Source organism: Arenibacter amylolyticus (assembly GCF_002150785.1).
Taxonomy (GTDB): domain Bacteria; phylum Bacteroidota; class Bacteroidia; order Flavobacteriales; family Flavobacteriaceae; genus Arenibacter; species Arenibacter amylolyticus.
In genome coordinates, this window is the sequence record NZ_MTAZ01000047.1 from 1 (window position 1) to 14,318 (window position 14,318).

Annotated in this window: 9 protein-coding genes and 1 pseudogene; 2 read left to right on the plus strand and 8 right to left on the minus strand. The window is 40.5% G+C overall.

Features of this window, described 5'->3' with window-relative positions; genetic code table 11:
• Positions 1-252: 252 nt before the first annotated feature.
• The 6 genes from BV214_RS14200 to BV214_RS14225 all read right to left on the minus strand — a co-directional run bounded on the left by BV214_RS14200 (position 253) and on the right by BV214_RS14225 (position 8,923).
• On the minus strand, positions 253-2,649 hold the full coding sequence (locus tag BV214_RS14200) for a penicillin acylase family protein (RefSeq protein ID WP_086478175.1): 2,397 nt from the start codon (positions 2,647-2,649) through the stop codon (positions 253-255).
• A 148-nt stretch (positions 2,650-2,797) separates the two neighbouring features.
• Entirely contained in the window at positions 2,798-4,780 is a 1,983-nt protein-coding gene (locus tag BV214_RS14205; RefSeq protein WP_086478176.1) for a protein-disulfide reductase DsbD family protein, read from the minus strand.
• Complete coding sequence (tilS, locus tag BV214_RS14210) at positions 4,777-6,084, minus strand: tRNA lysidine(34) synthetase TilS (protein WP_086478177.1); 1,308 nt, start codon at positions 6,082-6,084, stop codon at positions 4,777-4,779. Before tilS ends, BV214_RS14205 begins: the two co-directional genes overlap by 4 nt.
• A gap of 59 nt (positions 6,085-6,143) precedes the next feature.
• Positions 6,144-7,013: an alpha/beta hydrolase gene (locus BV214_RS14215; RefSeq protein WP_086478178.1), complete on the minus strand. Its 870-nt coding sequence runs from the start codon at positions 7,011-7,013 to the stop codon at positions 6,144-6,146.
• A 44-nt stretch (positions 7,014-7,057) separates the two neighbouring features.
• Complete coding sequence (locus BV214_RS14220; RefSeq protein ID WP_086478179.1) at positions 7,058-8,383, minus strand: anthranilate synthase component I family protein; 1,326 nt, start codon at positions 8,381-8,383, stop codon at positions 7,058-7,060.
• Positions 8,384-8,389: 6 nt separating this feature from the next.
• A complete protein-coding gene (locus tag BV214_RS14225; protein WP_086478180.1) occupies positions 8,390-8,923 on the minus strand; it encodes an NADPH-dependent FMN reductase in 534 nt (177 codons plus the stop codon).
• Positions 8,924-9,051: 128 nt separating this feature from the next.
• On the opposite strand from BV214_RS14225, the gene BV214_RS14230 reads away from it, so the two are divergent.
• Positions 9,052-10,251, plus strand: a complete 1,200-nt coding sequence (locus BV214_RS14230) for a heparan-alpha-glucosaminide N-acetyltransferase domain-containing protein (protein ID WP_086478181.1) — start codon at positions 9,052-9,054, stop codon at positions 10,249-10,251.
• Between the two features lie 56 nt (positions 10,252-10,307).
• Positions 10,308-10,547, plus strand: a complete 240-nt coding sequence (locus BV214_RS14235) for a CDGSH iron-sulfur domain-containing protein (protein WP_086478182.1) — start codon at positions 10,308-10,310, stop codon at positions 10,545-10,547.
• 967 nt (positions 10,548-11,514) lie between these two features.
• On the opposite strand, the pseudogene BV214_RS14240 reads toward BV214_RS14235, so the two are convergent.
• Positions 11,515-12,480, minus strand: a pseudogene (locus BV214_RS14240) (IS481 family transposase); the annotation flags it as partial.
• A 369-nt stretch (positions 12,481-12,849) separates the two neighbouring features.
• Complete coding sequence (lpdA, locus tag BV214_RS14245) at positions 12,850-14,256, minus strand: dihydrolipoyl dehydrogenase (RefSeq protein WP_086478183.1); 1,407 nt, start codon at positions 14,254-14,256, stop codon at positions 12,850-12,852.
• Positions 14,257-14,318 lie beyond the last annotated feature (62 nt).

Consider the following 14,318-nt stretch of genomic DNA (forward strand, 5'->3'; position numbering starts at 1 on the left):
ATTACTCTTAGGTAAAATAGACCAACTACTGTAATATTAGGCGAATCCAAGGTGTAAGAGACTCTAAGATGTTGGACTAAAGTCCAGATTATCCGTTGCCTAATTACCACCTGGCAGTTCATATTTATAAATCAAGGAGCAGCAGACTTGATTTTTAGGAAGCTTCATTAATGGATTTATTATTCGTTTCACTATAATTAGGTGAACCAGATCAACTTCTATCATTTTCAAATCAGCCCATTTTCAAATAAGCTAATTAACAGGCCTTAGGGTAAGGAGGGATTTCCTGAAGGTAATAATCTCTTCCCTGTTCATCATCATCTTCCTATATTCCCCTTTATTGAACATTTCTGCCTGATCTTTATAGTGTTTACTAAACGGATTCCCGGATTGTCCGGTGGGCAAAATACTGGTACTGTTTTCCACATCGGAAAAATCTATCACCCTCCTTGTGGAAGGTCCGGAGGTCACAGGATATCTCCCCGTTTCGTTGTACTGGAAAGCCATATTATTAATCACCTCCCTTGTGGCGCTCATCGGGAAGGGACCCACGTTTAGAAAACGTCTCAGCGCTTTCACCTTCCCTATGGGGTGCTCGTGCTCCAAGGTATGCACCTTTCCCCAGGTCCATTTTCGTGGATCGTTCCCTAAATCGGCTTTCAATGAATTAATGGCCATCTTAAAGGCATGGTTTACCCTGTTGGTTTTAGTCTCCACTGTATCAGATGTATGAACATCATCGAACCATATGGATTTTTCCTTTTTCGCCATGGGTGCAATCATCCGTTTACTTAAGTGGGTACTTAGCAATTGCTGAAACATTTCTGGCCCCAATTCATCCTCAAAAGTATTTTTAAGGAAGGCGTAAATCCACCGGTGATAAATGGTAGGGGCAATACTATCTATCCCGCTGCCCCCTTGCCAGGCGTTAATTTTATCCAGTTTTTTTATTTCGGTAGCGTCCAGCTGGGAAACATCCATATATTTAGATAAAGCGGCAACTATTTCTGTATTTACGTCAGACACCTCATCTAGTAGCATCTCCTCTACCTCCTCCCTATTCCATTCGTCTTTAGACTCTAGCAATTCTACAATCCGCTTTGCCCTATTTTCGGGCAAGTAGTACCCGGGATATAGTATACCCGCGATGGAATCGGGCTGGTTATTGGCCGAATACACATAATTCCAAGGCGGATTTATGGCCTTTGGATTTTCTGAAAAATCCAAGTATTCCAGTGGTTCGTGCTTTCCACTACTCCCATCCAGAATCAATTTTGTATGGGTATTCTCTGGCATTTTATAGAGTTGCGCCGAGGCAAACCAAGCAATATTACCCGCTGCGTCCCCGTACATAAGGTTAAGGCCGGGAGCATGAATATTGGGGAGTGCCGCTTGGAACTCGGATAAATTTTGAGCTTGGGTAATTCCATAAAGGGCATCCATCACCTTATTTTCCATCTTGGTATAAATCCAGGACATCGCTATGGGGCGTTCCCCACCTACCACATCTATAATTCCGTTTAGAATTGGACCGTGATCTGTTTTTTTATAGGTGAACGGTACGTCTTCTCCGTTTTTCACTTCGATAGTCTTACTCACTACTTCAAATTCTTTCCATCCGTTTGGCGTCTTATAGAGCGTTGAATCGTCTTCCTTTACCTCCTCGTAATAAAAATCGATATCATCATTCTCGAACATCGTCATACCATAGGCCAACTTTCTATCATGACCCAGCAATGGGAAGGGCACACCGGCCAAATGATAGCCATATTTTTCATAATTAGGGGTAGTCACATGTGCCTCGAACCATACGGAAGGCTGAGCAAAACCGATATGTGGATCATTGGCAAAAATAACCTGACCGTTCTTTGTTTTTTGCGGGGCTAGTACCCAACTATTACTACCTTCAAATTGAGGCAAAGGCAATGGTTGTAGCACTTTATGAACCATGCTCGCTATTTGATTCCCTAAAGTATCCTTGGGAATGGGGTTGTAGTTTTTTATCAAGGTGTAAGTGGAATCTACATCCATCTCCAGGTCTATTAAATACTCGGGCCCCAGCTTATTTTTAATATTGGTCAATAGGGGATCTGTCTTATGCGCCATGGCAAAACTAAAGGCCATATACCCCATAGTATTATACACATCCTTTAGGGTAAAGGGTCTTTTTTCTATTCCGGTAAGATAGAACTCTATGGGGGTTGGCCCCACCTCCATAAAATGGTTGACTCCTTCCAAATAAGCTTGAGAGAGCTTTACCATGGGCGAATTAACATCCAATTGTGCCACAGTTTTCTCTGAGGCCTCATTGATCCCCAATGCTAGAAAAAACTTATCGGTATCCACTAATTCCTCGCCGAAGATTGCAGAAAGTTTTCCTGCCCCTATCCTTCGCAATAATTCCATTTGCCAGAGTCGGTCTTGGGCATGCACATACCCTAAACTCCTATAGGCGTCCTCTAGGTGCTCTGCATAGATATGGGGGATCCCATAGTCGTCATAATAAACTTCTACCTGTTCTTTTAAATTTGGCAACGCTTGCTCCCCGGAGTAAGTGGGAGAAAGTAAATATTTTGCCACAAAGGCTAAGATGGCCAGTACAATGATTAAGCTTACAATAGCCCAAAGCAGTTTTTTAAGTATCCTCACCAGTATAGTTTAATAGCTAAAGGTAAATTAAATATGGTGAAAAAAAAAGACACTCCTAAGAGTGCCTTTAAGCGATGTAGCTTTATTCGATAATAGGCAAAAGTTAGGGTTGTACTACTTAAAACAACCCTCGACTCCCCTACTATTTTTATTTGACCATGCTTAGATTTCGGAAATTTGAAACTCCCTTCTTAAGCCATTCCTTATAGGTATCCCTATCGGTATATTGCTTGGCAGAATTTAATATTTCCAAATCTGGTGAGAGCAGTACGTAATAGGGCTGTGATGCCGCATTAAAATTAATCGTTTGGAAGGTACCCCATTTTTCACCTACGGTAGTGATTTCCTTTACCCGCCCCGATTCATATTTGTAATGGAACTGTTCTTCCGTCGGCAACTTCTTTCGATCATCAATATATAAGGATATCAATACATACTCATCTTTCAAAATAGGATAGATATCTGGCTCACTCCAAACGTGCTCCTCCATCTTTCGACAGTTAACACAAGCCCAGCCCGTAAAGTCTAACAAAATAGGTTTGTTTACCTCTTTGGCATAGGCCACTCCCTCGTCAAAATCTTTAAAACAATCTATACCCAATGGGCAATCGCTTTCCTGGGCTACCACACTATAAAAATCTGGCGGTGGAAAGCCACTCAACAATTTTAAATTGGTAACCTTGGTAACTCCCAATATCAGGTAAACAGAGAAAGCAGCAGCTAGTAGTCCGGTAATTTTTCTTCCTGTAGACAACTTTTGCTTAGGCCCTTCATGTGGGAAACGCAATATCCCAAATAGATATAAGGTTAACAGTACAAACAATAGGATCCAGATCCCTAAAAAGATTTCCCTTTTAAAGATTCCCCAGTTCCCCACCAAGTCTGCATTAGACAAGAATTTAAAGGCAAGGGCCAATTCTAAAAAGCCCAGGGTTACTTTTACGGTAGTCATCCATCCACCAGATTTAGGCATAGAATTTAACCATGCTGGGAACAGGGCAAATAAACCAAACGGCAAGGCCAGGGCAAAACCAAATCCGACCATACCAATGGTAAGGTTGGTAGCCACATCCCCGTCTGCCAAAGCAGTACTTCCTAATAATCCGCCTAAAATAGGCCCCGTACAGGAGAAAGAAACAATAGCCAGCGTTATTGCCATAAAGAATATCCCGATTCCCCCGCCCACTTTAGAAGAGGCCGCATCCATCTTATTGGCCCAGGAGCTAGGTAAGGTTAGTTCATAGTATCCAAAAAAGGAAAAGGCAAAGAATATAAATATGATAAAGAAGGCAATGTTTAACCAGATATTAGTAGCAATGGTGTTCAAGATCTGGGAATCTACCGAATCGAAAAGGTGAAACGGAAGGCTTAATAAAAAGTAGATCAGTACAATAAAAAAGCTATACAACAAGGCATTGGCAATGCCTCGGGATTTATGACCCGATTGTTTGGTAAAGAAAGAAACCGTAAGAGGTATCATAGGGAATACACAGGGAGTGAGTAACGCAATAAACCCTCCTAAGAATCCTAGTCCAAAAATGACCCATATTCCGGTCTTTTCGTCCACGTGATCCCTATCCCCTTCTACTAAAAGAGGTTTATTCTTTAGGTCTACAACTAATGCTGCACTTAGTTCCTTGCTTCGTTCGTCTATCTCTTTTTCTACTACAACAGCTTTTTCCCCCGTTAGTGAAATGTAGAAAACCTCATCTTTAGGGATACAAACCTCGTTACATATTTGATAGAATAGACCTACTTCTACCTGCGTAACCGTTGGGTCTAGGAGCTTAATTTTTTGAGTAAAAATGGCCTCATTCCTAAAAAAGGTCTCTTCTACCTCAAAAATTTCGGAATATTCCGTAATGGTAGCACTTTCTGTAGCCTCCCCTATCAATTCATAGTCTTCCCCTGCTTTTACAAAGGTAAACTCACTAGGAAGGGAGCCATTTTCATTGGTATATTGGGAAAATATATACCATCCCTCATAGATATCGGCCTTAATAATTAAATTGTATTCCGTATCCGATATCTTTTCTGCTTTGTAGCTCCATGCAGTAGGATTTTCGTTTGTTTGGGCTTGGCCCCAAAACATCCCGAATATTAATATAAGTACTCCAGTTAATTTCCTCATTGTTCCAAACTAATCTTTACAATATTTTTTGTTGTTTCCGTAATTTTAAATCGATCATCGGCACGTTTTCCTATGATCCATACCACATGATTCCCGGAACACAGTAACCATTGGCTTTCCTTGGAGAAGCTATCCAGTTTTTCATCTTTGAAAAATTTGGACACTTTTTTTTTGCCCCTCATTCCTAAGGGGTAAAAATAGTCCCCTTTTTCCCTTTTCCGAATAATTAAGGGATACTTTAACTTTTCTTTGTCTACATAAAGGATATTTTGGGAAAACTTTTCCATTTGATCAATTTCCTCGATTTTCATGGGAATTGGTTCATTAATTATCGCCTGCCCTTCGGATATTCGATAAACAGTTTCCACCTCAGGGGTGATTCTACGTAACATTAAATATTCCCTATCCTTCAGTAATCTATGGGTGGGAGAATGTACCTCTTTCCCACTATTGGCCGTTAACAGCCCATAAATATCGTCCCATTGGGTAAACCCATACTCCTTAAAGAAATGGAAGAGATAGCTCTTGGTAGGCTGTAAGTTTAACAATGCAGTCGTTGACACTTTCTCTTGGTTTTCCTCCTTAATAAAGAGTTGTTTTCTCAAGTTTTGTATATAATCCTGATTTATTTTTAAGGTATCCAATAAATGCTCTTGGGTCCTTAAAAAATTTTCTAAAAATGTTGGATGCAATTCCTTTAATCTAGGTACAATAGTGTGCCTAATATTATTTCTTAAATACTTAACATCCTCATTACTGGCATCTTCCCGCCATGCCAACTTATTTTCTTTGGCATAGGTGACCACCTCCTCCCTGGAAAATTTGAGTAAGGGTCTAGAAATAGATGCTGTCTTGGCAGGTATACCGGTTAATCCTTCAATTCCCGTACCTCGTGACAGGTTAATGAGAAAGGTCTCCAAATTATCATCGGCATGATGGGCGGTGACCAAGGTTTTTATGGCATGGTCCTGCTTTAATTCCTTAAACCAATTATATCGCAGTTCTCTGGCTGCAATCTGAATGGTAAGTTTGTGTTGTGTTGCGTATTCCCTTGTCTGAAAATGGGTAACATACAAGGTTTTGTCCAAATCCTTTGCCAATTGCCTTACAAAGGCTTCATCCTTGTTACTCTCCTCCTCTCGCAAATGAAAATTACAATGTGCCAGAGCAAAATCCAATTTGGAGGCAGCACATAAATGTGCCAAAACCACGCTGTCTACCCCTCCACTAATCGCCAGTAAAAATACCTCCTTACCTAGGTGGGGGAAGTTTTCCTCTATATGATTTATAAATCGATTTAACACGGCACTAAAATAAGGAAGAATAATGGATTAAAGTCATGCAAAAATGATGGTTTGTCCCCTTAATTCTTACCCTTCCCGTTAGAATCTTTGGGGAGGATGGATTTATAATCGCTTTTCTTCATCCAATTGGATATTATTTGAAGTACCTCCTTGCTACAAAGATCCTTGTGCAATTCGTGATACCCACCTTCCATTAATTGTAAGGTGGTTACAGCAGCGTTTTCATGAAAACCCTGAGTTCCCTTATAATCAATTATACGGTCTCCAGTCCCATGTAGCAAGAGAGTGGGCGTTTTTAAGTGAGCGGCATGGTCAATTGCCCATTGGCCGGCTGCCATCACCGGAAAGGAAAACATAGGGCTTACCCTATCATGAATATATGGGTCTTGCTTATACTGTTCCACTTCTTCGGGAATCCTGGAGATACCGGAGGGATCCAGACCTGCAGAAAGGGTAACATGCGGCAACAACCTCAGCATGGCTTTGCCTAAAGTCATTTTCCATGTAGGGGGTTGAAAGGCTAATTTTAAATAAGGGCTGCTAGCCACCACCCCTTTAAGCTTTACTTTAGATCGCAGGGCATAATTAAGCACCAGGTTTCCTCCCATACTATGGCCGTATAAGAAAATGGGCGTATCGGGGACTAGGGCTTTACCTTTAGCTACTACTGCGTCTAATAACCCCATAAGGGCTCCATAGCTAGGGCAATCCCCTCTTTTTCCTCCCGACTGGCCGTGACCAAAATTATCGTAACTAATTACCGCCATGTTTATATCTAGAAGGGTGGGCACCACCTCGGGGAAATAGCGTCCGGAATGCTCTCCAAAACCGTGTACTAATACCACCAAACCCTTAACTATTGGCGGTGGCACGTACCAGCAGTATATTGTGGTATCCTTATACTTTAACGGAAGGGTTATAGTTTCCATATATCCATTTATCTACTATACTGGTTTGTGATTCACCTAGAAACCTAGCGTTGATCTTCCCTATGGTTATGCACATCTTCCAAAACTTGCTGCATGGCCTTTGCCTTTAGCAGGCATTCCTCATACTCCCTTTCCGGGGAGGCTTTTGCAGTGATGGCACTCCCTACCGAGAAAGAGGCATAGGATTTATTTTTATTATAAAGAATACTCCTGATAACAACATTAAAGTCGAAGTCGCCCTCCGGACTAATATACCCCACACTTCCAGAGTACAGTCCCCTTTTAGTAGCTTCTAAAGCCTCTATTATTTTCATGGCCGAAACTTTTGGCGCCCCGGTCATACTACCCATGGGAAAAGTTTCTTTAATAATATCTATCGGGTTTTTATTGGGAGCCACCTTAGACGTTATAGTAGAGATCATCTGATGCACCTGATCAAAAGAATATACTTTACACAATTCCTCTACCTGCACGGTGCCTTTCAGCGCGCTCTTGGAAAGATCGTTCCGTACTAGATCTACAATCATAATATTTTCTGCCCTTTCTTTAGGATCAGCGGCCAAGGTTGCAGCCAATTCAGAATCCTCCGCAACATCATATGCTCTTTTAGCGGTACCTTTAATAGGTTGTGAAATCACCTTCGTTCCCTGTTTTTTAAGATATCGTTCCGGTGATGCAGACAATAGATAGTGGTGATTTAATTTTAAAAAAGTGGCAAATGGAGCCCTCGAAATAGCATTTAACCCAAAATAGGTTGCTACAGGGTCTATTTCCAATCCCTCTGCATAAAATTCTTGGCAAAAATTAGCCTCGTAGATATCCCCTCTATGAATATGGTTCAGCATGGTTTTTACGTTGGCATAATAATCCTCCTTGGCGATTCTGTGTTTAATGGAAACCGCTGTTTGGGGAAGCCTATTTTGCGAATAAGTGGTACTGGAACTATTAAGGTCTTTAAAATCCTCCTCAATCTCTTCATCCACCATATTTAAATAGTGAAAGCTTACTAGGTTACCTTTAAGAAAAATGATTTTTTTAGGTTGAAAGAAAAATAGGTCTGGAAATTCTAAGCCGTCGTAATTGGAGGACGATAATCGTTCTACATCATTTTTAAGGTCGTAGGACAAATAACCAAAGATCCAATCTTTAGTGCTAGACTGAAAGGTTTTTAAATCCTCAAAGGCATTTTCATAATCGGTCACCATGGAGGTGAGTCCATCCACTGCAAGGATGGCATCAAAGGAATGGTATTCCCCATGATGTCCATTGCTATCTTGCCAGACCACCTCATCAAACTGCTGGGCCCATTGTAGCAAATTGGTTTTAAACCGATTTATATCCTCAACCGTAAACGATGCCTTTTTTCGCAAAAGATTTTAAATTTTAGAAAGGAATTTTCCCAAAGCAGTCTGATGCGCTTGTTTGAGCTCCACGTCTGTAATTCCCTCAGTTGGGGTAAAGGTATAATTAAATGAGGGCAAAGAAAAGGTAGCTACTACTTCTCCCCCAAATCTTGTGAATAGCTTTTGCGTTGCTTCCAGTGAATTTAGAGCTCCTCCCCTCCCTTTGGAAGTTGCCATTAATAGCACTTTTTTATCCTTTAAAAAACTTCTATCTACCCTGGAGAGCCAGTCTAATACATTCTTAAAAAAAGCGGAGGGATACCCATTGTGTTCATTCACGGAGACAATAAGGCCTTCAACTTGACTTATTTCCGTTAACAACTCCTTTATAATTGGAGCATATCCTTCTTCTTTCTCTAAATCCTCACTAAAGACGGGAAGACTTATTTGCGACATGTTTAAGGTGCGCACTTCCTTATCGGTTATCAGGGAAGCAGTATGCTCCACCAATTTGAAATTGATGGACTTGGTGGAATTACTTCCGGCAAATGCTAGTAGTTTCGACATCCTTTTTTTTAATTATTACAACGAAAATACCGCAAAATGGATTGAATTGCGAGCAAATTATCTAATTTTACACCTTCAATCACCAACCCTACTGGTATACAGTCACATACAACTATCATTCACAATTAATGGGGAATTCCAATTTAAGACTATATTTTATAGACGCTATAAGAGCCTGGGCAATCTTAATGATGCTGCAAGGGCATTTTGTAGATGGCTTGTTAGATACTGCCTATAGGGACAATACCAATACTTATTATTCCATTTGGAGGTATTTCAGAGGGATTACCGCGCCAGTTTTCTTTACGGTATCTGGGTTTATATTTACCTACTTACTTATAAAGGCAGATAACGTTGGCTTAAGCAACCCGCGCGTTAAGAAGGGGGTGAAACGAGGGCTACAGCTGATTATAATTGGCTACCTACTAAGATTAAACATATTTGGCCTCTTAAACGGACAGATTTACGACTCTTTTTACTTAGTGGACGTACTTCATTGTATAGGGGTTTCTATTTTGGGGATTATTGGGATCTATCTGTTAACAACCAAAAGGAGCAGGTATTTTTTTCCAGCCCTACTTTTAATCTTTACCCTAGTACTGTTTGTAATGGAACCCTATTACAAACAATACCCACATCATTATATGCCTAGCTTCTTGGCCAATTACCTTACCAAAGCCCATGGTTCTGTATTTACCATTATTCCTTGGTTTGGATATGCAAGTATTGGAGCATTCCTTTCAGTTTGGTTTCATCGATTTAGAAATAGCACTTACTTATACCCTGTAGCCATCCTCAGCTTTTTAGGGATAGGGACATTACTTATTTATTTTTCCTCACCCTTCTTTTTATCCCTATCCAACCTAACAGGAATGGCTTTGTTTTCTAAGATTTACCTTAACAATTATCTATTCATTAGATTGGGTGATGTTTTTATAGTGTTTGCCGTTTTTATGTTTTTCAGAAGGTTTCTGACGCACAATACCTTATTGAATATTGGTAAAAGCACCCTCTCCATATACGTTATTCACTTTATAATCCTATATGGAAGTTTTACCGGTTTGGGCCTATACCGCTATTTCCATCACTCCTTAGCCCCTTCTATTGTGATTCCGTCAGCAGTTGCCTTTATGATCGTGACCACCATACTATCCTTAAAATATGAAGCCAACAAGGCACAGATTAAAATTCATTTTGCCACGGGCGTTAAGGCAGTGTCTAACAAACTAGCCGTATGGCTGGGAATGGAAAGTTTCCCTGGCTTAGGAATCATTTGGTCTAAATCTAAAACAAGTCTGCTACGCTTATTTAGAATGGTAAAGAATTAGTATACCAATACCCCTTATTATGATGGTTTGACTTATGTTCGCGGAAAATATTAATTATGAGCGAACCTATTAAAAAATACTCTCCTGTGGCAATAGCCATGGAGGTAGATAAAAGATATTCTTGGTGTACTTGTGGTCACAGTATTAATCAGCCATTATGCGATGGGTCCCACAGGGCAAAAAAAGCCACCCCTCCCCTAGCATATGTTGCTACGGAAGAGAAAACCGCCTATTTCTGTACTTGTAAACTCACTAAGAACCCTCCTTTTTGTGATGGATCACATAAGGAGATTTAGTATTGAGTACAGAGTAGTGAGCTACTTCAATTACACACTACGCTAGAAATAAAGGAAAGTCCTGTTGGTATTAAGCCTCGGGACTTTTTTTAATTTTATACCTTCCTCATCTATTTATTATTGACGAGCTTGTTCGTTATTTTTTTGCTGGGCGTTCCCCTATCGGGTCGCTCTTTCCGCTATAACTTTTTTGTTTGGTATTTTTATTTCATATCATCCGCTTTCCCTATACAAGCGGTGTTCAAAATACCTACAAGGTTAGGCAAACCTTGCAGGATCAAACGCTAATTGGTCAAAAAAGGTTGCCGCTGCAATAGCTAACGCGAATTAATGTGACAATTTGGAAATGTGTTAGTTTGAAAATGAAGTGATTGATGGAATAAGGTGAATGAGAGTGATTTGGACCTGATTTAATAATACTAAACTAATAGCGGAGTCCAAGCTACGTTTAAAGGATTCAATCGCCAGTGAACGGCAATCAATTAGTTCAGTGAATAGCAATCGGTAATCAGTTTTGCAGTGAACAATTTTCTAGTATTTAGATTTGAGTAGTGAGTAGTGAGATTTGGTGGCTCATAGGTGTAGTGAAATAACGCAAAACTATATTTCTAGCTTTATGAAGCATTATTTGATAATTTCCAACCGCGCCAATTATCAAGTTTGCAACTAATTGCAAAAGCTTAAACAAAAGCTCCTCCCTTTTTGAAAGGAAGGTGGTTTGCCTGAATGTGCAAAGCGGAGGGATATTTTTATAGTAGTAAGTTGTAATAGCTACGATTTCGTCTGACAGTTAATAGTTTTTTTAGGCATTTTGACTCTTGGAATAATTTTGGTTTAGGGGCTCGTTTGGAGCCCCTTGACCATTCCAGTCGTCGGACAGGTTTTTCCTGACAGGTTGATCCCCACCAGAGCCTGTTTCCGCTTTACCTGCCTCTAATAAAGGTACAATTTTATCGGATTGTAAATCCAACATTTTTTCATCAGCCAAATATTTGCTGTCCAGTAGGGTCTGCATCGGTGTTCTTCCAAAACAGTGCTTTCCTGTGTGGGTTCTTTCATTATTGTAATACTACAACCAGCCATCCAGATCTACCTGTATTTCTTCAATGGAAGAATAGATTTTCTTTCTAAATGCTACTGCGTAAAACTCATCTTGGATGGTCCTGTGGAACCGCTCACAGATTCCGTTGGTCTGTGGGCTTTTGGCCTTGGTCCTTGTATGGTCGATATCTTCAATGGCCATGTAAAGTTGGTATTCATGGTGTTCTCTGTTGCCACAGTATTCGGTCCCTCTATCTGTTAATATCCTTAGTAGTCTCAGGTCCTGTTCTTCATAGAAAGGTAGTACCCGGTCATTTAGCATATCCGCAGCCACCAGTGCGTTTTTGCGGTCGTAGAGTTTAGCATGGGCCACCTTGCAATACGTATCAATAAAGGTTTGTTGGTAGATTCTTCCAACCCCTTTGATGGTTCCCACATAATAGGTGTCCTGGGCTCCCAGGTAGCCAGGATGGTGCGTTTCTATCTCCCCATGTGCTTTCTTCTCTTCCTTGGCCTTTTCTAGAGCAGTAAGCTGGGATTCTGTAAGGACCAATCCATCTTGCGCCATTCTGGTTTCCAAATATTTCAGTCTCTTTCTAAAAGTCTCCAGATCGTTGCGAAGCCAAACACATCGCACACCCGCTGGTGAAATGAAGATACCTTTCTTTTTAAGCTCGTTGGAAGCACGGAGTTGTCCATAGGCAGGAAATTCAAAAGCGATTTGCACTACAGCTTTTTCCACTTCTTCCTCAATTCGATTCTTGAGGTTTGGCTTCCTTCTATTGAGTTCCCGAAGTGCTAACTCACCTCCTTGGTCATAGAGCTCTTTGAAACGATAAAAGCTATCTCTGCTATAACCAAAAAGTTTACAAGCCTGGGATACGTTGCCCAATTGTTCTGCTAACTATAATAAACCTACCTTAGATTTAATTACCTTTGTTTCTGTATTCATTCTGACAGTTTTAAGGATTAATATTTGTTGTTTTCACTCTTTAAATATAATTCTTAACTGTCAGATTTTATCGTGGTTACTTCAACTTTTAAACTTGTTCATTTGCAAGTACCGTCTTGGAGCCAGAAACCACCCGCTAAACGTTTGCAGAACCGAATGCCATACCTTTTCCCGTATGTAGTCACATGTTTCCATGAAATATCTGGAAAGCGCTACCTTGAACCTGAAACATTAAACCTTGAACATAAAAAAAACTTGTTGGAGTTCCAACAAGTCTTTTTTATGTGTTAGCTATAATTAAAATGCTGTTTAGATATGCAAAGCGCGATCTTCGGTTGCTGCTAGCGCTGCTTCCTTAATTGCCTCGGCATAGGTAGGGTGCGCGTGACTCATTCTTGAGATATCTTCGGCTGATGCCCTAAATTCCATGGCTGTAACACCTTCAGCAATCAAATCGGCCGCACGAGCCCCAATCATATGTATACCAAGTACTTCATCGGTTTCCTTATCGGCAAGAATTTTTACAAATCCGTCCAAATCCATACTAGCACGGGAACGTCCCAATGCTCTCATTGGAAACTGCCCCACTTTGTACTGAGTTCCTTCCTCCTTCAATTGCTCTTCGGTTTTACCAACAGCCGCTACTTCTGGCCATGTATAAACCACCCCGGGAATAAGGTTATAATCTATATGAGGCTTTTGTCCCGCCAATAATTCGGCTACCATAGTTCCTTCCTCCTCCGCTTTATGCGCCAACATAGCACCACGAACTACATCGCCAATTGCGTATATGTTAGGAACATTGGTTTGTAAATGATCATTAACAGCTATGGTGCCGTTTTTCTCTAATTGTACTCCTGCAGCTTCTAGTTTTAGACCTTCGGTAAAAGGTCTTCTACCTACCGCAACTAAACAATAGTCTCCTTTCAGTTCTACTTCGGCTCCTTTTTTATCATCAGCCTTAATAACTACCTCGTTGCCATTGTTCTCCACGGATTTTACTTTGTGCGATAGCAAGAATTTCACCTTCTGCTTCCGCATCACTTTTGTTAACTCCTTGGATAAGGCTGCATCCATTCCTGGAATGATACGATCCATAAATTCTACTACGGTCACATCTGCACCCAATCGCTTGTATACCTGACCCAGTTCCAATCCGATAGCTCCTCCTCCGATGATTACTAAATGTTTTGGAATTTCTTTCAGTTTCAATGCTTCCGTAGAGGTAATTACACGCTCTTTATCTAGCTTTATAAAAGGAAGACTCGATGGTTTGGAACCAGTAGCTATAATTACATTCTTTACCTCAATGGTTTCTGTTTCCCCATCGGCCTTTGCAATATTAATATGCGTAGCATCCTTAAAACTTCCCAAGCCTTCGTATACAGTAATCTTATTCTTGTCCATCAAGAATTTTACCCCATCACAGGTTTGGTCCACTACAGATTGTTTTCTGGAAATCATCTTTTCCAAATCTACCTTTATTTCACCCGGAATGTCAATACCGTGTGTTTCAAAATGCTTCACTGCATCCTCATAATGATGCGAAGAATCCAACAAAGCTTTGGATGGTATACAACCAACGTTCAGGCAGGTGCCCCCTAAGGTGGAATACTTCTCTATAATTGCGGTTTTCATTCCTAATTGGGCACATCTAATAGCAGCGACATATCCTCCAGGACCGGAGCCAATAATGGCTACATCGTATTGGGTCATATTATTAATGTATTGATAAAGATTAGTTTTAACTTAATTGAAACAAAAATACAAATGTTTTG

Coding starts and splice junctions, on each gene's coding strand:
- BV214_RS14205 (WP_086478176.1), bottom strand. CDS start 4,780: ATGAGGAAATTAACTGGAGTACTTATATTAATATTCGGGATGTTTTGG.
- BV214_RS14215 (WP_086478178.1), bottom strand. CDS start 7,013: ATGGAAACTATAACCCTTCCGTTAAAGTATAAGGATACCACAATATAC.
- BV214_RS14225 (WP_086478180.1), bottom strand. CDS start 8,923: ATGTCGAAACTACTAGCATTTGCCGGAAGTAATTCCACCAAGTCCATC.
- BV214_RS14230 (WP_086478181.1), top strand. CDS start 9,052: ATGGGGAATTCCAATTTAAGACTATATTTTATAGACGCTATAAGAGCC.
- BV214_RS14235 (WP_086478182.1), top strand. CDS start 10,308: ATGAGCGAACCTATTAAAAAATACTCTCCTGTGGCAATAGCCATGGAG.
- lpdA (WP_086478183.1), bottom strand. CDS start 14,256: ATGACCCAATACGATGTAGCCATTATTGGCTCCGGTCCTGGAGGATAT.